Origin of the sequence: Pseudoalteromonas sp. NCIMB 1079 (assembly GCF_040567695.1) — a bacterium.
Lineage (GTDB): Bacteria > Pseudomonadota > Gammaproteobacteria > Enterobacterales > Alteromonadaceae > Pseudoalteromonas > Pseudoalteromonas distincta.
In genome coordinates, this window is sequence record NZ_JBEWZA010000001.1 from 877433 (window position 1) to 897170 (window position 19738).

Sequence of the window (19738 nt, forward strand, 5' to 3'; positions counted from 1 at the left end):
ACAATGATGGTTATTAACTTATTAGGCTTAATGTTAATCGCGCTGATTGTTTGGTGGTTTTGGCTATATAAACCCAATAAAACAATCGTTCAAGGTAATGAAGTACTCATTGAAGTGAGGGATGGTGTGTATTCCCCATCCTCAATTCAGGTGTCTGCTAGCCAACCTGTCACTCTGAAGTTTATGCGCAAAGATCAATCCCCCTGCGCTGAAACAATGCTTATTCCTTCATTGGATATAAGCGAACAGCTTAAATTAAATGAAATTACTCAAATTACCCTATTGAACTTATCACCGGGAGAGCATGAGTTTCACTGTCAGATGCAAATGTATCGCGGTGTCTTAAAAGTCGTTTAGGAGGGCAATATGAAAAATCAACACCCTAATTTTTGGTCAACACCTACAGGCTGGGCTGCACTGGCACTTATTGCCGCAGTGACCTACTTCTTAGTGCTTGAGCATGGTCAACATATGCTGCAATTTCTTCCCTACTTGATTTTATTGCTATGCCCCTTGATGCACGTATTTATGCATGGCAGTCATGGTAAACATGGTCACGATCATTCACATGCGCCTGATGAAAAAAAGGAAGAGAGCTTTCAAGAACTCACGGATAAAAATGCAGCCTATCGCGATGGCTACATACAAGGGTTAGAAAAGGCACGTAAGGAATCACATAAAAAGGAGAGCAGTGATGAATGAAACATATGATTATGGCTTATGGTCAATGGTGATACTGAACTCAGCAATTTTTATCTTTTTTGCCTTTAGTTTTGTCAAACCAAAAACATCAACTGATTGGAGAAGTCTAAGCGCGTTCTCTGCCTTTATTGTTGCCCTATTTACTGAAATGTATGGCTTTCCTTTAACTATCTATTTTCTGTCGGGGTGGCTGACGGAGACCTATCCAGAAGTAAATTTCTTTGCGCATGAAAATGGGCATTTATTACATACTTTCTTTGGATTTCAAGGTGATGCCCATTGGGACCCATTTCATATAGTGAGTATGGTGTTAATTGTTGCAGGTTTCTTTATGTTGTCTTCAGCATGGAATGTATTGCATCACGCGCAAAAACATCATCAATTGGCTACAACTGGATGGTATGCAAGGTGTCGCCACCCACAGTATGTAGCTTTCATTCTAATCATGTTCGGCTTTTTATTGCAGTGGCCGACAATCCCAACACTTGCGATGTTTCCGATCTTAGTCGTTGTTTACGTCAAGCTAGCGAAACGCGAAGAAGCACAAGCGATTGCTGAGTTTGGTTCGGAGTACCACAGGTATATGGAATCGACACCAAGTTGGATCCCAAATTTTAATAAAAGTGTAGAAGGTAAAAATCATGAAAACGTTAACTAAATCAATTTTATTTATTAGTTCACTACTGATAACCACTAGCTCATTTGCCCAAAACAATGAGCATAAGCATGAAGGTGCGAACAAAGCTGATATGCATCAAGGCATGGCAATACCACATGAGAACATGGGAGAAATGCACAAAAAGATGATGGAAATGAAAAAGGAAGTCCATGCCATTAAAACTGAAAAAGATCCTGAAAAGCAACAGCAGATGATGGTTGAACATCACCGTTCAATGATGAAGATGATGCAATCCATGCACAAAAACATGGAAGAAATGCCAATGCATCAACAAATCAAGATGGCTGAACATCATTTAGAAATGATGGGGAACATGATGCCGCAGATGAACCGTAAAATGGAAGAAATGAAAGATAGCAATCAACAGCATTCACACAAACATTAGGAGAAAAATTATGAGCGATTTAAATCATAGAGTTGGCGTTAAAGAGCAAAATTTAGTTGTTCGAAACCTAAAGCTTAGCAATGTCACAGAAGAAAGCTGTGACGAGTTAGTAAAAGAAATAGATCAGCTTTTTGGTATAGATGAAGTTAGTTACAACATCAAAGAAGGTGAAATACACCTTGCCTATGATGCCGCAAACGTAAGCCTTGATGGGATTGAGGAGGTAATCCGTAAGTATGGCGCAGATGTTCATGATGATTGGTGGACACATACTAAAGAAAGTTACTATAAATTTGTTGATCAGAACATCAAAGATAACTCTGTTCATAAGCCTTGGAGTTGTCATCAAGCACCTTCGGGGGCTGGCCGGAAAAACAAATGAATTCATAAAAAAGTGTATAGATAATTAGTTAGTCAAATGAGGTAACAGTGATGAAAACACCCTATATAAAAGCTCTTTTATTGCTTACATTCGGTTTATATTTAGTGGGTTGTTCCAATACCACTTCTTATCATAAATACATGATGAGAGGTCAGGTAGTAGAAAGTTCTGATAATCGAACTCTAATCTGTATTGGTGCTAAGCATGGCGCAGAGGTTGGGCAAAAATACAGTGTTATTAGATTCCATGAAAGAATAGTATTGAGTGAAGGTGAAGATCCCTACACTATCGAAAAGGTAGGAACGGTACAAATTACTAAAATTGTGAATGATCATTTCGCAACTGTAAAGCTAGTGTCTGGTGACATTGCAGCGAAAGATATGGTGGAACTTGAAAACTAATAAAGTGGTGGCGAAAGCCACCACAAGAGCATAACAATAAAACTTAATGAAAAAACTTTAGTGTTATTTTGTACAACCTTTGAGATTGTTTGCTCAGTTCTGGTTATCTTGATGCCAGTACGACAGAAAAAATGTTACATATGAATTAGAAAGGTGTGGGCTGGCATCCTAGGTCTAATCTTAACAGTTAAGGGGCCGCCGAATAGAGCTATACCTTTACATCAGCAGCATAATCAATGCTCCCGCGATCATAAATAAGTTTTCAGATAGCGATACAAATCCAAGTGGCACACTGCTATCGCCGCCTACACAGGCACACTTTAACTGGCGTTTGTCGATGTAAACGGCTTTGAAAACTGAAATTGCTCCAACTGTGCCGATAAACAATGAAAATGGTGCCACTGCGAGAGGCTGTAGTTGGGCAACCATACCAATACCTGCATATGCTTCAATGAAGGGATAAATATAACCATATCTTATCCATCTCATCGCTAGTAAATCATAAGTAATAAACGAATTTGTGAAACTGTATAGGTCTTTCAGTTTTTGCACCGCTAAGAGCGTCATTGAAAAAGCTATAAATAGCATCAGTGTTCTGATGGAGATAAATGAGCCGGAAGCAAAATGTTGAGATGCGACAGCAAGAAGTGCAGCTATCGAGAAAATGGCTACAACGGGCGTGTAGGTTGTGCCAGTTTGACCTGCTTCATCTTTACCAAAATACTCTCTTAAGTCATCGTATCCTCCGACACGCTTTCCTTCAATAAAGGTTTGTGGCGTAGTTTTGACATCATGCTTAGCTTTGAAGTCATCAGCTTGTTGTCTTGACGTGAGCTTATGATCTTCTACATCATACCCTTGCCTCTCCAGCAAATCTTTCGACCTTAAACCATAGGGGCAGATATGTTCGTCAGTGACCATTCTGTACAGGGTAGCTGTCTTAGTCATCTTAGTCTCCTTTGTTCAGTGTGCCTTCAAACTTTGGGAGCGGTCGTTGCTCAGCCTGAGCTTGTGAGCTGACCTTTCCATTTTCAGAAATATCTTTAATCAGCCATTCCATTTCTTTTATTTCTTTTCGTTGGGCTTTAATAATACCATTTGCCAATTCACGCACGCGTACATCCTCCAAAGTTGAATGCTCACTAGTAAGAATAGCAATGGAGTGATGAGGAATCATCGCTTTCATGTAAGCAGTGTCAGAAATTGTGCTTTGAGAGCGAACAAGATAAAGACATATGGCAAACAGTATTGTCGCCAATAGAAAAATAGCCATGTTGAGCTTCTTGTTACTGTACATGCCAAGCATAAAGGCCAGCATGATCATTGCCATACCTGCTCCCATATACAACGCCATATAGATACGCGTTTCACTAAACCATATATGTGATACTGCGTAAGTGTTGAGATACATCATGACAAACATAGCAATGGTTGAGGTGATGATCATTGCAGCAAATCTTGAGTATTTCATAAGTAATCCTTACATTGATAGTGTAAATATTTCCCACTGTTAGCCTATTATTCTCTACATGTGGTCATGTTCTCGAAAAAGTGCAAGTAATGAGCCAGTATCAATAAGAGTATTTGTAATACGATTGACTCAATTTCAGCTTATATCTAAAGTTTAAGTTTTGAACTTATGATAGACACAGGCTAAATTGGCTTTAGTTAACAATCTAATGGGAGAACTCAAAGCACTACAAGCTGAGCTTCAACAAATGGCAAGCTCGTGTACAAGTGAAGCGTGTGAAATAATTAAGTCACTTTATAGTTAGAATTGTCATTCATTTTCTATCCGTAGTGTACGAATTTCTATTTTTTATTACGTTCATGTACGAAATTTATTTAATATACTTTCGTTCATTTAATTGTTAAGGTGTGCGAAAGTTACAGGTTTCGTATATATGAAAGTTGGTTTTGCAAGAGTTTCAACTAAAGAACAAGATTTAAATGTTCAACTGTCCAAGTTGGACGCTCAGGGCTGTGAAAAAATATTCCAAGGCAAACAGTCTGGTGCTTCGATTCGAAATGAAGAAAAGCTTTAGGAACTCATCGACTTTATCAGGGAAGGTGATGAAGTTATTGTTACTCGCCTCGACCGTTTGGGACGGTCGTTAAAATCTATTCTTGAGGCAATTGAAAGCATCCATAAGAAAGGTGCTTGTTTGAATATTATCGACGGCTCTCTCAATACCAAAAATGATAATCCGTTTGCCACTGCCATGATCAACCTATGTGGAGTATTTGTGACTGTGCATAATGATTGAGATTGATCTCATTTTAGACTGAAAGGTTTTAAAGGGATGCCGCCAATCTCTCTTTTTATGAAAGTATGATTTTTTAATCATAATATCTGAGACTCAATCAGTTATATTACGATAATTTGATGCTATTTGCTAACGGCAGCTCCTCCGACATTGCGGACATTAGCATCAATGAATACCTTATGACTTCACTTAGCCAAAAGCGGAAGTTAGCTTTTGAGTTATTAACGAAAATTCAGAGTGTAAAGCAGACGTTGAAGAGTCAATAATAAACTTCAATTTAAACACTCTAGTGCATTAACGGCTGCAACTAATTTTGTCGTTCTAGAATTGGCGGAATTTTGCTGTTCCATATGAGAAGTAAACACACCAGTCACCATTCAATAGTTTGGCAAAACCTTGTGTGACTCATACTTGTGATACCGCTGACATGAATTTGTCAGCATTTCTTCCGTTTTTATCTGTCCACATTTAGGACATGCAGTAGTCGATTAATGTTCTATATTCTGCCCGTATGCCTCTAACAGAGTTAACTATCTAGTGACTTAATGATCCCGCATGCTTCAATAGTATTGTTCGAACCACAAGCACTAGCCATCTGTTGTAATTCAGCTTTAAGCGCCCTTAATTCTTTCATGCGTTTATTCACTAGTGCAAGTTGCTGATCAATTAATGCATTAACGCTAGAGCAGCTTTCTTCTGGCTTATTTTTTAATTCGATAAGACGTTTAATATCATTGAGTGATATATCTAGGCTGCGACAATGTTTTACGAACTCCAATTGTTTAAGTGCTTTACTATCATACAGCCTGAAATTACCTTCTGAACGGTTTGGATTTAACAGTAATCCTTCTCTTTCATAATATCTAATTGTTTGTATAGAACAGCCCGATTTTTTAGACAATTCGCCTATTTTCATCAATTTCCCCCAGACATTTGATTCTATAGTTACTATAGAGTCTGTAGTATAAGTATGCAACGAAAAGGATATATAAAAAATGACCGAGAAATATTTAAACAATACGAATATCGTTAATTTTGAACACAAAGATATCCAATCCCTGATCGATCAGCGAGGATGGCAAAGCTTAGACGATTTCAACAAAATTGGAGCAGCATACCAATTTGTGAAAGATGAAATAATGTTTGGCTATAACAAGAGTGATGATATAGCAGCAAGCGATGTACTAGCAGATGGTTATGGGCAATGTAATACTAAGGGTAATCTGTTAATGGCGCTATTGCGTGGACTAGGTATCCAGTGTCGTTTCCATGGTTTTACCATTGATCAGCAATTACAAAAAGGGGCTATACCTAGCTATGTATTTTGGTTAGCACCTAAATACATCATTCATAGTTGGGTAGAAGTTTATTTCGATGGACGCTGGATAAACTTAGAGGGCTTTATATTGGATGAGCAATACTTAAGCTCACTACAGCAGAAATTTAGCCAAGCAAAAGATGACTTTTGTGTCTATGGTGTTGCAACAAAGTGTTTCTCTTCACCAAACACAAATTGGTGCGGCCAAGATACCTATATTCAAAAAGAAGGTATTCATGACGACTTTGGGCTTTATGATTCCCCTGATGAGTTTTATCTTGAAAAGGGTACTAATTTGTCGGGAGTAAAACGTTGGATGTATCAAGGTGTGATTCGCCATTTGATTAATATGAATGTATCAAAAATTAGAAATACAAAAGCACTGGAGGTACAAAATGCACAACCATAGTCACAGTCATCAGCATTCTAAAGATGATCGTATTGGTTGGGCATTTTTTCTGAATGTGACATTTACTATTATCGAATTTATAGGTGGTTGGCTCACTAACAGTACTGCGATAATGGCAGATGCAGTTCACGATCTTGGTGATAGTCTTTCAATAGGTTTTGCGTGGATTTTAAGTCGTTTTTCAGATAAAGAAGCATCAGATAAGTTTAGTTATGGTTATCGTAGACTTACTCTCTTTGGCGCATTGATAAACAGTATTGTTTTAATCATTGGCTCAATTTGGATTTTATTTGAAGCAATTCCAAGGCTGTCCAATCCTGAAATGCCTGTAGTCGAGGGGATGTTAGGGCTAGCGATACTCGGCGTTGCCGTTAACGGATATGCGGTATTAAAATTAAAAGCGGGTGAAACATTAAATGAGAAAGTGCTGACATGGCACCTTCTTGAAGATGTACTTGGATGGGTTGCCGTTCTTATAGTCTCTATCGTACTGTTGTTCGCTGAACTGCCGATATTAGATCCCCTTTTATCAATAGGGTTCACGCTGTTCATCTTGTTTAATGTTTTCAAAAACCTGAAATCAACACTCGTTTTATTTCTTCAAGCTGCACCCGATAAAGAGACTCAAAAGCGTATTAAACTATCACTAATGGAATTTCCTGAAGTTAATGGTATCCACCACATGCACTTTTGGTCACTAGATGGTGAAAGTCACGTTTTAACAGCGCACCTTGAGCTGAGTGACAACTTTGACGTTAAAGAATTAATTAGGCTTAAACAAGAAGTTGCAGCTAAATTATCTTCCTATCATTTATCGCATACAACGATAGAGTTTGAGTTTTTAAATGAAAATTGTCGGGATGAAGCGCAGTAAGCTTTATCAATAAAATGTTGGGCATACAATATAAAAAGCAGCTTAATTAGGCATAACCTATTAATTAAGCTGCTTTTTGGGCTTTAAATTTCGTCAGATTACTGTTTGTTACTCTCAGAGCCATGCGCCCATTGATATAAAACAGGTAATACAAACAAAGTTAAAATGGTAGAAGATACAATACCGCCGATAACGACTGTTGCTAGTGGTCGTTGTACTTCTGCACCAATTCCAGTGTTTAGCGCCATTGGAATAAAACCTAAACTAGCAACCAGTGCCGTCATTAAAATAGGTCTTAAACGAATGATGGCACCTTCAATGATCGCTACGTAAAGGTCGCCTTTTTCATGCCAAAGATCTCGAATAAAAGCCAACATAACCAAGCCATTTAATACGGCGACACCTGACAATGCTATGAAGCCGACACCTGCCGAAATTGATAAGGGCATGTCTCTTAAATAAAGTGAAAATACGCCCCCAGTTAATGCTAAAGGCACGCCACTGAAAATGATTAATGCATCTTTTAATGAACCAAATGCGATAACCAAAATACCTAAGATTACAACTAATGTGATCGGTACAACTAAGCTTAATCTTTTACTCGCTGACTCTAGTTGTTCAAACGTTCCACCATAATCAAGCCAGTATCCTGCTGGGATTTCTCCTTCCTGATTAATTTTAGCTTTCACTTCTTTTACAAAGCCGCCTAAATCTCTGCCACGAACATTGACGGTAACCACAACTCTTCTTTTTCCGTTCTCACGGCTAATTTGAGCAGGTAAAGACTCTGATTTAAGCTCTGCAACTTCTTCAAGTGGCACATAGTTACCACCCTCAAGTGGAAGCGGCAGGTGCTTCAAGCCATTGATATCTGTTCTTGTTTGCTCTGGTAGGCGAACAACTAACTCAAATCGTCTGTCACCTTCATAAATGATCCCCGCAGATTCTCCACCAATTGCAGTAGCAACCCAGTCTTGCAGTTCTGAAACGCTCAAACCGTATCGACCAAGCGCTTCTCGTTTAGGAATTACTGATAAAGATGGAACACCTGTGACCTGTTCCATTCGGGCATCAGCAGCACCGTCCACGGTTTTCACAATATTTAGAATATCTTTTGCGGTAAGTAATAATCGATCTAAGTCATCGCCAAATACTTTGATGCCCACATCAGCTCTAACGCCAGAAATCAATTCATTGAAACGCATTTGAATAGGCTGAGTGAATTCATAGTTGTTGCCCGGAATGTTTTTCAGTACTTCTTCCATTTCTTCAACTAATTCACTCTTTGGCTTTGAAGGTTCGGCCCATTCTTTACGTGGTTTTAAAATAACAAAGATATCAGCAATACTCGGTGGCATTGGATCAGTTGCTACTTCTGGTGTGCCGATGCGCGAGAATACTTTATCAACTTCAGGAAACGCTTTAATACGTTGCTCAAGTACTTCTTGCATTTCTACTGATTGCTCTAGGCCGGTAGAAGGTATTCTTAGCGCTTGGACTGTTATATCCCCTTCATTTAGCTGTGGAACAAATTCACTACCCAGCGTTGTTGCTAACCAAAGGCTATACCCCATTAAGAGCGTCGAAAATGAAACGATAACCCAACGAAATTTCAACGCCATTTTTAGCAATGGTTCATAAATAGACTTGGTTGAACGAATAACAACACTTTCTTTTTCGCTGATTTTACCTTTCATAAAAACAGCTACAGCAGCAGGAACCAGTGTAACTGAAAGGATCATTGCGGAAATTAACGCCATAACGACAGTTGCCGCCATAGGGTGGAACATTTTCCCTTCAACGCCAGTTAGCGTGAAAATGGGGATGTAAACAACAGTGATAATTGCCACACCAAACAAGCTTGGACGTATCACTTCTGAAGTGGCTTCAAAAACGGTATTTAGGCGTTCTCTTAAGTCTTGCCTATGACCGTTGTGTTGGGCCTGTGCTAACCTACGGACAGAGTTTTCAACGATGATGACAGCCCCGTCCACTATCAAGCCAAAGTCCAATGCGCCGAGACTCATTAAATTGGCAGATACTCCTGCTTGCACCATACCTGTGATTGTCATTAACATGGAAATAGGGATAACAGCAGCGGTAATGAGAGCTGCACGTAAATTTCCAAGTAGAATAAATAACACAACAATAACTAAAAGCGCACCTTCAACGAGGTTTTTGGTAACGGTTGCAATCGCTTTATCTACTAACGTTGTTCTGTCGTAAACAGGCTCTGCGGTAATGCCCTTTGGCAGAGATTTTTGTATTTCGCTGAGCTTATGTTCCACTTCTAAAGCAACGGTGCGAGAATTCTCACCAATCAGCATCATGGTTGTACCAAGCACTGTCTCAATGCCATTACGAGTAGCAGCCCCTGTTCTAAGTTCTTTGCCTATAGCAACATTGGCAACATCACTTATTTTTACAGGAATACCATCGTTCTTTTTGATGATGACATTGAGGATCTCATCTATTGTCGCTAGTTGCCCAATGGAGCGTACTAAAACTTGCTGTCCGTTTTGCTCGATATAACCCGCGCCACGGTTATCATTATTTTTACGTAATGCATCAGATATTTCTTCAAAGCTCACACGATAAAAAAGTAATTTTTCAGGTTTCGGTGTTATGTGATATTGCTTGTTGTAGCCGCCGATACTGTTGACCTCAATGACGCCTTTAACTTGAGCCAATTGCGGTTTAATGATCCAGTCTTGTATTTCTCTTAAGGCAATAGCGGTATAAGGCTCTCCATTAGGCATTTTAGCATCAGGAGAAGCTTGTACGGTATACATAAATATTTCGCCAAGCCCTGTCGAAATAGGACCCATTTCTGGCTCTAAGCCAGAGGGAATAACGCCTTTTATCGCAGCTAATCTTGCATTGATTAAGTTGCGAGCAAAATAAATATCGGTTCCCTCTTCAAAGATAACGGTTACTTGAGATAATCCATATCTTGACAGGGAGCGGGTGTGAGACAGCTTTGGCAATCCGGCTAAGGCTGTTTCTACAGGAAAGGTCACCCTTTGTTCCGCTTCCAAAGGTGAATAACCGGGGGCAGAAGTGTTTATTTGTACCTGCACGTTTGTTATATCTGGAACAGCATCAATGGGAAGTTTTTGATAACTCCACATACCAACGCCGATGATTACCATCAGCAAGCTTAATACTAAGTAGCGCCTATTTATTGCAAGACGCAAAATTGATTCAATCATATTGCGTCTCCTAATCGTCGTCTTCTACTTCAGATTTCAATATATCTGCTTTTATCAGATAACTGTTTTTGTTTACATATTCAGTGTCTTTACTGAGGCCACCAATAACCTCGATATAGTTCTTATCTGAACGTCCTAATACAAGCGGTGCAAATTCGTACTCTTCATCTTCTTTAACAAATACACCTAATTGTCCCCCCAGTTCTTGGATAGCAACTTTCTCAACGGCTAAATCCACCTTGAATTGATTTATTTTGACGTTGCCTTTTAATAATTGACCTGACGTTAGCTTTAACTCAGTGTTGTTTAAACGTACACGTGCTAAAACATAAGACTGATCTTTAGCTGGAATTATATTGGTGATGGTTGAGTTGAATGCCTGTTCACCATGCTCAATATCAACAGGTTGACCGACTTTAATTTGATTATATTGGCTGGTAAACACCTTAAATTCAGCCCACAAGGTGTCAAAATTGACGATTTCAAACAAGCTAGTGTTTTGCGTGATACCGCCAATATTTCCATTTCGCTGTAAAACAGTCCCAGAAACAGGCGATGTTATTTTATAAGTATTTAAGCTCTCATTAGATTCAATAACGGCTAATAGATCGCCTTTTTTTACCGTATCACCAACAGTGGAGTTTATTGTCTTTATAACGCCGTTATATCTAGCGCCAACTTGAAATAATTGTTCAGCGCCTATCGTCGTAGAGCCGTATACAGGGATAGTTTGGTTCAACGTTTTTGAAGCTAAATAGGCTGTTTCAACACCAACCTTTTTTGCCATGTTATTGTCGATTTTGCTTATGCCTTCTTCGCCTTCATGTTCATCTTCACTAGCGAAAACACTTTGAATGGGTGACAAATACCCAATAAAAATCAATAGTGCGAGTAAATAGTTTTTCATTTTTAATTCCTAAACGATTCAGTTAATAACTGAATCAATAAATTGTTATTAAGCTTAAAGTGATGCTTTTTTTAGAGTGACAGCGCTTCGTTTGTTAGTTTTTCTATCTCTGCGCCATAAATTAGGGCAGCAGATGCCGCATCAATGAGGGTTCGCCGAGCATTTAACAGCTCTTGTCTAGCCGATACATAATCAAGATATCCATATCGACCTTTTTGATAGGCGTCTTGAGTATCTTCCAGTGCATCTTCAAGCATTGGGATAACCGACTGCTTTAATGAATTAGCTGTTAATATGGCTTGTTTTCTATTGGAGTATGCTCGTAGTAAGTGATTTCTAAACCTCAACTTAGTCGCCTCTTTCTCTATGGCAACTTGGTCACGCTCTGCTAGCGCACTAGCGATTGCACCAGAATTTCGCTTTTCAGCAAACAAAGGTAAGCTAAAGCCAGCGACCAGTGCCGTATCATTGGCTTCTTGAGAGCGCCTAACACCAACAGACCATTTGATATTGGCCGTTGACTCTGTTTTAGCTAACTGTATTTCAGCCTCTTTTAGTCGCTGTTCACTTGCATAGATTTGAATAGCAGGGTTCTTCTCTAACTTCGCAAAAAGGCTGTTAAAGTCACTATCATTGCCAAACTGAAAAAGATCCCCTTGTACTTCAGAGAAGGTTACAGAGTTTTCCCCCCAGTAGGCTGCTAATGAGAGCTTCAAATATTCCAAGCGCTTTTGTTCAGATTGAAGGGTGAGGTTAGCCTGAGCAATAACTGCTTTTGAGCGTTTCACTTCAGCCTCAGGAGTAGCACCTGCGCGGTTACGCTGAGATACAATCTCTAACGTTTCTTGTGCTAAGCTCAAAGCATTTTCTGCCAATATAACTCTTTGTTGGGCTGCAAGTACTTCCACGTACTTCTCAGTGACTTGAGCCATTAAATTAAGCGCAGAGACTTCTTTCTCAGCATTGAGTAGTGCTCTTGATTTTGAAACAAGTCCAATCCGCGCTGAGCGTTTATCTCCCATTTCGATAACCGAAGATAGAGCGACTGTTAATTCAGCACTGTCGAATGCATTAAATTCACCTGAGCCTGCAAAGTTCTCAGCTTCAACTTCTAGTTCATAAGCAGGATTTAAACTTGCTGTTTGTTCTTGTCCTGTTAATGCGGTTTGTTTGAAATCAAATATTTTGAGTTCAGGATTTTGTTTAAGCGTCCACTGAATTGCCTCTTGAAGATTTAACTGCTTTTCAAAGGCATAAACATTAAATGTAAAAAGTGACAACGCGAGAAACGCGATATATTTAAGCCGAGGTGTTACACACCTCAAAATTGCTATCTTGCGATGCACACAGGTATTAAGTGCCATGTATACTTTCCTATAAATTTATATGTTTTTTTCGGTCATTAACATTTGACCTTTCATAATTTTCTATAAAATTTAGGCGTATTTAGGTGGGCGGAATGGCACCGAGATATAGCCTTTTAGCTCAGGAGAAACTAAGGCGTAGGTAAGGAAATATTCTATTGCTTGGAAAATGTTACAGGAAGAATCAGCATTTAAAAATAAGTGACAACAGCAACAAAAATTACAATTATCAATTGAAGAGTTGCTATTATTCACCTCAAGCATATTGGAGTCTTCTGGAGCTTTTAGCGGGGTAATAGACTTAGTTAGTGATGAACTAAAAGAACTTTCACTTAAGTTTATTTCAAGCTCTTCTAGCGAAAAAAACACAGACTGCACCGCGATTAAAATCATTATCACGTATGATATATTTGATTTGATATACGATGAGTGCATTATTTTCATTTCTCTGCTTAATACTTTAGCTGTAAGATGCGGCGAGCACCGTTTAAAACGACAAGAGCAATTATCAAACCAATCACTAAATCTGGATAACGACTGCTTGTTGCTGTAACTAATAAGCCAGCTAAAATTACACCAACGTTTGCGATAACGTCATTTGCGGAAAAAATCCAACTCGCTTTCATATGAGCGCCGTCTTCTTTGTTGCCAAATATCAAAAACAGACAAGCAACGTTAGCGATTAGTGCTATTCCACCAAATATCATCATTAAAGAAGAGATCGGTTCACTACCGTAAACAAAGCGTCTTACGACTTCGCTCAAAGCACCTAGCGCTAGAATAACTTGAAGCACACCAGATATATGTGCTGCTCTAAGTTTCATGCTAATACTTTTACCTACGGCATAAATAGCTAAACCATACACAGCAGCATCAGCAAACATATCTAATGAGTCTGCAATTAGGCCAGCAGACTGTGCAATAATCCCAGCAATTACTTCTATAAAAAACATGACTCCATTAATGGCTAACAACCATTTTAGGGTTGATGCTTCTTTCATCTCATTTTTTTGGGCTAAGTCTTTTGCTTTTGCAGCTTCTGTACTGCAACTTTGTTTAGTTGACTCTAACTCTGCACCGAGTTTAAGTTGTTGTAACTTTTTTGTTATCTCATCTAAATTTTCATCATGAAAAACTTTGACTAAGCGATTAGGAATATCAAACTGCAATCCAACTGAAGGCTGAATTGAGTCAAGTGCTAATCTGATCAATCTCTCTTCTGAAGGACAGTCCATTTGAGGCACTTTATATGTACTGACAAACGCGCCACTATAGTTATCTAATTGTGTATCAATTTTTACGTCTTCGTTGGTAGGAGATGATTGACACTGACCACTACATTTTTCTGACATATTTAACATTCCGAAACAATATTAAAATAAGTATAAAATCTATAGTGGCTATAGAGTCAAATAAAAAGTTATTTAATTTGAAAAGATTGGGAAGTAACTCAAATAGCTATTCCAAGAAAATAATTGTTGGGGGGTAGTGACAGCAAACACTGCTAACATTATTTGGACTGCCCGTTTTATACCGATGTTTATCAAAGATAAAAAATAGAAGAGCTATCTAGATAGAATAAATTAACCGATGATCCTAATTCCACATTAAAGTCGCGTTGGTGTGTTACTAATTGTACAGAGGATCTAAAACAAGATTTAAATTTAAAAGTAAGAGCAACGACTATATTGTTGGAACACTTGTCATGAGATACGCTAAGCCTAATGTCCGGTTTCGTATCAAAGTGAATTTTAGCTGAAGTAATTTTGTACCATCGTTTACGACTGCTTCAGGCTCAAATCTGACGAAGATTTCCTAGTACTCACCCAATCTGGCTTGATGAGAAATAATCTCAAACATTATGCGTAGCCACATATTCGCTCAACTTGAGCGGGATCTTATAAAAGCCAGAACCACAGAAGGTCGTGAAGAGGCTAAAGCTAAAGGCAAACACATGGGCAGATTGCCTGCTTTATCAGACAAACAAGCGAAAGAATTATATAAAGATAAATTAAATGGTGAATCGATCTCTGCATTAGCGAAGAAATATTCTGTTAGCCGCCCCACGGTTCACCGAATTATTGAAAGAATGGAACAAAAGAAATAATAAATAAAAGGAGACGTTATGTGGTCTGATAAAGAATCAAAAATTGATTTCTTAAATTTTAATGAAACGGCTGAGTCAATAAAAGATCTTATAACAGAAAAGGAGTTAATGCCTATTAGTATAGGCGTTTTTGGTGATTGGGGCGCTGGAAAATCGACGATTCTTGAACTTACTAAGGCTTCTCTGGAAAGTGATGAACAAGAATATATCCAAGTACATTTCGATGCATGGACTTTCCAAGGGTATGATGACGCTAAAGCGGCGTTACTAGAAACAATTGCATCTACTTTAGTTAAAAAAGCAGCAGACGATAAAAATCTCAGTGCAAAAGCAAAAGAGTTTGCTGGACGAATAGATAAGATCAGACTGATGGGATTGCTAATGGATGGTGGTGCAGCATTAGCTGGTATACCAACTATGGGTGGTATACAGAAGATCATGGGACTATTCAGTGGTGGTGACGATGGTGAACTGGATGTTGATGATGTAAAAGGTGCTGTCGATGGCGCTAAGGATGTCGCGAAGAAAAACAAAGGTTTGATCAAAGATAATAAATCATTTTCACCTCCTAAAGAAATTAAAGAATTCCGAAAAGCATATTCTGATCTGTTAAAGGAGTTTGATAAGCCACTTATTGTCTATGTCGATAATTTAGATCGCTGCTCTCCATTTAATGCTATTTCGACCCTTGAGGCGATCAGGTTATTTCTATTTTTACCCAATACTGCATTTGTTATTGCCGCCGATGAGGACATGATCCGCTTGGCAGTGCCTGAGTATCACAAAGGTGCATCTCAACGACATCAAACTGATTATTTAGACAAGCTTATTCAAATTCCTGTGCATGTACCAAGACCCGGCGTTCTGGAGATAAGGGCATATTTAATGATGCTTACTGCTCAAGATCACGGCGTTACCGATGCGCAATTAGAAACGATAAGATGTGCCCTTGAAGAGTCATTAAGGCTGTCGTGGAAACAACCACAAATTACCGTTGACGAGCTACTTCAAGATCACGAGATTGAAAAGCATTCCGAACTCAGAAGTAAATTTGTGGTTGCTGAACAGTTAGCTCCACTATTAGCTGAATCCACAAACATTAACGGCAACCCTCGCATAGTTAAGCGATTACTCAATCAGGTTAAGATGAGAAAGAAAACCGCTCATCGCAGAGGAATGCAGCTTGATGAAAAAACTATCACTAAGCTGGTAATTTTTGAGAGGTGCTTAGGCACTCAGGCTACCAACAAGCTTTATGAATTAATTGATAAGGAAAACGGATATCCAAAAGTATTAGCGGATCTTGAAAATTCAGAAGTCGAATTTGACGAAATTAATTTACCTGAAGAGTGGAAACTCGACCTAGCTTTTATTGATAAATGGTCGAAATTACCTCCCATGTTCACTGAAATGGATTTGACACCAGCGGCATATCTGAGCAGAGAAAGCATTCCAATGGGGGCTGTTAATTCGGTAATGTCTGGAGCCGCTCAAAAACTCGTAGAAGAATTAATGAAGCAAAAGGTAAGGGTCAGTGGCGTTAACTCTACTGCGATTACCACAACTCCGAAGGAAGAATACATGTCAGTCATGGATGGTTTGATTGAAAACTTTAAGTTGATTGGTGATTGGACCGAAAGACCAACAGGCATTTATGGGGCTGTGTTACTTGCCAAGCAGGATGATAAATGTAGCTTAAGTCTTCTTACATTTTTAAAAAGCTTGCCCCGCCAAAGATGGCTTAATCCAATTTTAAAAGAACTAGAGGGAACTAAGTAATATGGGTACGTCCGCATCGTCAACAGGACCAAATAATAAGAGTCCACTTATTCCATCTTGGGCAGAGCAAGGAGATCCTGTCACAATAGAACCTGCATCAGGTACTGATGGGGATGAGCAAGCTGGCTCTGATAATAATCAAGCTGATGATCAGAATGACAATAGCAATGATATTGACAATGACAAGGTTCAACAAGAAATCGGTGGTTCACCTACAGCAACACCGCCTCCAAATAGGTTTGCCAGTGCCAGAAGAGCATTTGGTAAATATGCGCAAACAGGTGGCTCAACCTCAGATCTAAGGCGTTCATTAAAAAGTTACTCTAGAAAAGGCTCTGGCGGAGGTAAAAGCACAAGCAGGAGACTATCAAGCGGCATAACTGCTGGTTCTGGATTGCTTGGTGTCATGCGTGGCGACACCGTAACGGTTAATAATCAAAGCTTATCATTAGGTGATCTAACTGGGCTATCGACTGATCAAGCAATCGACAAAATTGCTAGCCATTTAGCGCCTGATAATGCCGATTCGGATGCTGTAAGAGTTGCGTTGGATTACGCACTAGAAGAAGCACTCCCCGATACAGAAGAATTTGACCCAAACAGTTTTACTGACGAAGTTATCCAAGAAGCCATAGGCTGTTATTTAACAGACCTTATTTTTCAGGATGTGGTTGAAGGCATGGGCAGAGCTTGGTTTCATGTTGAGCCAGCAAGCAAGCATCATCAAATGGAAGTTGAATTAAGGGAACTAATAAAAGTGATTACACAAGAGCAGTTAGACAAAGTAACTAATGGCAACCCCAGTACTATTAGCAAAGAAAATATTACTAAAATTCAAGCCGATGCTATTGCTATGACGGTTGATGAATGGGAGAGCTTTAATGACTAATTTTTACTTTAACCATGACCCTGCTAACTTGCCTGACTTTTCTGATGATTGTCATCCTGTCCAAATGTTTCATACGCATCAAAATGACATCACTAAGCACAGCTTGGTGTCAAAACAACTACTACAAACAGTTCGTGATTTAGGATTGAATGTAGATGCTGATTCAATAGATCTGATAACAATTGCTACCGCCGTTACCGCTGCTGATACATTTGAATTAAGGGATAATGCAGAAAATGCATGGGCTAGAAAAATGCATTTGCATGTTCCTGTAACTGATGAGGATATGTGGAATTTTGTAGAACCTGAACTGAGTTCTTTGCTCAACTTTCTTACAGGCGATCAATGGCTGTTTACTTTTGAAAAAACAACTATGCCGATGCCGACTCCTAAAACAAGTGAGCAAGCGAAAGCAAAAGCAAAATCATTAATTGGACTCAACTCTGTTTGCCTTTTTTCTGGTGGTCTTGATAGCGCAGTTGGTGCAATTGATATTTTGAACGGAGAATCAGATTTAAAGCCTCTCTTGGTTAGTCACGCTTATCGTGGTGATGGCGCTAAGCAAGAAGACATTAAGCAATTATTATCCCCGCCATTCGGCGAATTGTCCTATTCAATGTCTCCCCATATTATTAAGCACTTAGAAGGTAAAACTGACATTAGTATGAGGGGAAGAAGCTTTAACTTCCTAGCTATGGCGGTACTTGGTATATCAGCCTTAAGAAATGCTAATTGCGATAGCAGTATTGAAACTATTGTCGTCCCAGAGAATGGCTATATTTCTATAAATCCGCCGCTTACCAGAAGACGGATTGGTAGCCATAGCACTAGAACTACTCATCCTAATTTTCTAAGCAGGCTTGAATCTTTGCTTAGAGACACTGGGTTTCATGTCAAATTTGTAAACCCCTATCAATTCAAAACTAAAGGTGAAATGTTAGCGGAATGTGTTGATCAAGACGCAATTAGAAAAGCAGTTCCCCTAAGTGTTTCATGCAGTCATTGGCACAGAGAACATAAACAGTGTGGGCATTGTGTACCTTGCCTTATTCGAAGAGCGTCAGTTTTTCATGCTGGTTTTACACAAGATGCGCCATACAAGACAAAGCGGTTGAGAGATCTTATCAAAGAAAAAGATACTCGCGATGATCTCCAAGCGGTTCAAACTGCCATTATTAGATTGAAACAATCCGATAACTATCGTTCTTGGCTTCGAAGTTCAGGGCCAATACCACAAGAAAAAGATATACGAGAAAAATTAGAATCAACTATTAAGCGAGGATTGGCAGAGGTTGAATTATTTCTCCAAGCGGATAAATCGTCATGATGGATCTTCATTGCCACGTTGATTTATATCCAGATCATCAAGAGGTATTGAACGACATAAAAAGCAGTAATTATTACGTGCTATCAGTAACTACGGTGCCTTCAGCTTTTGAAGGTACTGTCCAGTTAACAAGTGGCATAAAACACTGTAAGACGGCCTTGGGGCTTCACCCTCAACTTGCTCATCTAAGAAAAAATGAATTAGCACTATTCGATAAGCTAGTTGATAGAACTAGATATATTGGAGAAATTGGACTGGATGGCTCAAAAGGTTACGCTGATTACTTTGATGATCAATTAGAGGTTTTCACGCATATTCTAAAAAAATGTGAAGGCTTTGATGACAAAATACTAACTATCCATAGTCTTAACGCGACTGGTGAAGTTCTTGAACAACTTAAGTTACATCCCAATGCTGGTACTTCTATTCTTCATTGGTTTTTAGGTACTAAGAAGCAAGTTCTAGAAGCCGTCGAGCTAGGCTGTTTCTTCTCTATTGGGCCAGCCATGCTAACTTCAGCCAGAGCTAAAAAAGTAATATCGTGGATACCTCAAGATAGAGTTCTACTCGAAACTGATGGACCTTTCGCCAAAGTGGCGGGGAATATTCTGTTTCCTTCAAGTGTTGGCACTGTTACTGAATATCTGGCTGAAATTTGGTGTAAAAATAAGGCTTTGATAATAGAAAAATTGTCAGTAAATCTTAGGTGTTTAACATCAATCAAGTAACTAATTAT

At 39.0% G+C, this 19738-nt stretch carries 21 protein-coding genes and 1 pseudogene; 14 read left to right on the forward strand and 8 right to left on the reverse strand.

Features of this window, described 5'->3' with window-relative positions:
* The first annotated feature begins 3 nt into the window (after window positions 1-3).
* Genes ABX891_RS04070 through ABX891_RS04095 form a run of 6 tightly spaced genes read left to right on the forward strand, consistent with a single transcriptional unit; the run spans window position 4 to window position 2549 of the window.
* Window positions 4-357: a cupredoxin domain-containing protein gene (locus ABX891_RS04070; RefSeq protein WP_004589267.1), complete on the forward strand. Its 354-nt coding sequence runs from the start codon at window positions 4-6 to the stop codon at window positions 355-357.
* Window positions 358-366: 9 nt separating this feature from the next.
* Window positions 367-702, forward strand: coding sequence for a DUF2933 domain-containing protein (locus tag ABX891_RS04075; RefSeq protein ID WP_008467859.1), 336 nt, complete (start codon window positions 367-369; stop codon window positions 700-702).
* Window positions 695-1360 (forward strand): methyltransferase family protein, encoded by a 666-nt coding sequence (locus ABX891_RS04080; RefSeq protein WP_008467861.1) that lies wholly within the window; start codon window positions 695-697, stop codon window positions 1358-1360. Before ABX891_RS04075 ends, ABX891_RS04080 begins: the two co-directional genes overlap by 8 nt.
* Window positions 1344-1766, forward strand: a complete 423-nt coding sequence (locus ABX891_RS04085; protein ID WP_008467863.1) for a hypothetical protein — start codon at window positions 1344-1346, stop codon at window positions 1764-1766. Before ABX891_RS04080 ends, ABX891_RS04085 begins: the two co-directional genes overlap by 17 nt.
* Window positions 1767-1776: 10 nt before the next feature.
* Window positions 1777-2148: a hypothetical protein gene (locus ABX891_RS04090; protein WP_008467865.1), complete on the forward strand. Its 372-nt coding sequence runs from the start codon at window positions 1777-1779 to the stop codon at window positions 2146-2148.
* Between the two features lie 50 nt (window positions 2149-2198).
* The gene (locus ABX891_RS04095; RefSeq protein ID WP_248534681.1) at window positions 2199-2549 is read left to right on the forward strand and encodes a hypothetical protein; all 351 of its coding nucleotides are present in this window, start codon (window positions 2199-2201) and stop codon (window positions 2547-2549) included.
* 216 nt (window positions 2550-2765) lie between these two features.
* Here the strand turns inward: ABX891_RS04095 and ABX891_RS04100 are convergent, their stop codons facing one another.
* Together ABX891_RS04100 and ABX891_RS04105 are read right to left on the reverse strand one after the other, a co-directional pair.
* Window positions 2766-3497 carry a MauE/DoxX family redox-associated membrane protein gene (locus tag ABX891_RS04100; RefSeq protein WP_008109669.1) on the reverse strand — a complete coding sequence of 244 codons (732 nt, stop codon included), beginning with the start codon at window positions 3495-3497 and terminating at the stop codon, window positions 2766-2768.
* A gap of 1 nt (window position 3498) precedes the next feature.
* The gene (locus tag ABX891_RS04105; protein WP_008109672.1) at window positions 3499-4020 is read right to left on the reverse strand and encodes a DUF305 domain-containing protein; all 522 of its coding nucleotides are present in this window, start codon (window positions 4018-4020) and stop codon (window positions 3499-3501) included.
* A 433-nt stretch (window positions 4021-4453) separates the two neighbouring features.
* On the opposite strand from ABX891_RS04105, the pseudogene ABX891_RS04110 reads away from it, so the two are divergent.
* A pseudogene (locus tag ABX891_RS04110) lies at window positions 4454-4816 on the forward strand (recombinase family protein).
* A gap of 526 nt (window positions 4817-5342) precedes the next feature.
* Here the strand turns inward: ABX891_RS04110 and cadR are convergent.
* The gene (gene cadR / locus ABX891_RS04115; protein ID WP_008109677.1) at window positions 5343-5732 is read right to left on the reverse strand and encodes a Cd(II)/Pb(II)-responsive transcriptional regulator; all 390 of its coding nucleotides are present in this window, start codon (window positions 5730-5732) and stop codon (window positions 5343-5345) included.
* Between the two features lie 79 nt (window positions 5733-5811).
* Between cadR and ABX891_RS04120 the strand changes: the two genes are divergently transcribed.
* Entirely contained in the window at window positions 5812-6543 is a 732-nt protein-coding gene (locus ABX891_RS04120; RefSeq protein WP_008464145.1) for a transglutaminase-like domain-containing protein, read from the forward strand.
* Window positions 6530-7417 (forward strand): cation diffusion facilitator family transporter, encoded by an 888-nt coding sequence (locus ABX891_RS04125; protein ID WP_008464143.1) that lies wholly within the window; start codon window positions 6530-6532, stop codon window positions 7415-7417. Before ABX891_RS04120 ends, ABX891_RS04125 begins: the two co-directional genes overlap by 14 nt.
* Window positions 7418-7515: 98 nt before the next feature.
* Here the strand turns inward: ABX891_RS04125 and ABX891_RS04130 are convergent, their stop codons facing one another.
* From ABX891_RS04130 to ABX891_RS04150, 5 genes are all read right to left on the reverse strand, one after another.
* The gene (locus ABX891_RS04130; protein ID WP_058155247.1) at window positions 7516-10629 is read right to left on the reverse strand and encodes an efflux RND transporter permease subunit; all 3114 of its coding nucleotides are present in this window, start codon (window positions 10627-10629) and stop codon (window positions 7516-7518) included.
* Between the two features lie 10 nt (window positions 10630-10639).
* Window positions 10640-11536, reverse strand: coding sequence for an efflux RND transporter periplasmic adaptor subunit (locus tag ABX891_RS04135; RefSeq protein ID WP_058155246.1), 897 nt, complete (start codon window positions 11534-11536; stop codon window positions 10640-10642).
* Between the two features lie 71 nt (window positions 11537-11607).
* Window positions 11608-12900 (reverse strand): TolC family protein, encoded by a 1293-nt coding sequence (locus ABX891_RS04140; RefSeq protein WP_013465882.1) that lies wholly within the window; start codon window positions 12898-12900, stop codon window positions 11608-11610.
* Between the two features lie 72 nt (window positions 12901-12972).
* Window positions 12973-13344, reverse strand: a complete 372-nt coding sequence (locus tag ABX891_RS04145) for a hypothetical protein (protein ID WP_016899211.1) — start codon at window positions 13342-13344, stop codon at window positions 12973-12975.
* Between the two features lie 8 nt (window positions 13345-13352).
* Window positions 13353-14252 carry a cation efflux transmembrane domain-containing protein gene (locus tag ABX891_RS04150; RefSeq protein WP_013465880.1) on the reverse strand — a complete coding sequence of 300 codons (900 nt, stop codon included), beginning with the start codon at window positions 14250-14252 and terminating at the stop codon, window positions 13353-13355.
* Between the two features lie 509 nt (window positions 14253-14761).
* Between ABX891_RS04150 and ABX891_RS04155 the strand changes: the two genes are divergently transcribed.
* The 5 genes from ABX891_RS04155 to qatD are packed head-to-tail and all read left to right on the forward strand — an operon-like array spanning window position 14762 to window position 19730.
* Window positions 14762-15007 (forward strand): helix-turn-helix domain-containing protein, encoded by a 246-nt coding sequence (locus tag ABX891_RS04155; protein WP_016899212.1) that lies wholly within the window; start codon window positions 14762-14764, stop codon window positions 15005-15007.
* 18 nt (window positions 15008-15025) lie between these two features.
* Window positions 15026-16786 carry a KAP family P-loop NTPase fold protein gene (locus ABX891_RS04160; RefSeq protein ID WP_024596196.1) on the forward strand — a complete coding sequence of 587 codons (1761 nt, stop codon included), beginning with the start codon at window positions 15026-15028 and terminating at the stop codon, window positions 16784-16786.
* Window position 16787: 1 nt separating this feature from the next.
* Window positions 16788-17675: a Qat anti-phage system associated protein QatB gene (locus tag ABX891_RS04165; protein WP_008109702.1), complete on the forward strand. Its 888-nt coding sequence runs from the start codon at window positions 16788-16790 to the stop codon at window positions 17673-17675.
* A complete protein-coding gene (gene qatC / locus ABX891_RS04170; RefSeq protein WP_008109704.1) occupies window positions 17668-19002 on the forward strand; it encodes a Qat anti-phage system QueC-like protein QatC in 1335 nt (444 codons plus the stop codon). The genes ABX891_RS04165 and qatC overlap by 8 nt, the downstream gene beginning before the upstream one ends.
* On the forward strand, window positions 18999-19730 hold the full coding sequence (qatD, locus tag ABX891_RS04175; protein WP_128583154.1) for a Qat anti-phage system TatD family nuclease QatD: 732 nt from the start codon (window positions 18999-19001) through the stop codon (window positions 19728-19730). Before qatC ends, qatD begins: the two co-directional genes overlap by 4 nt.
* Window positions 19731-19738: the final 8 nt, after the last annotated feature.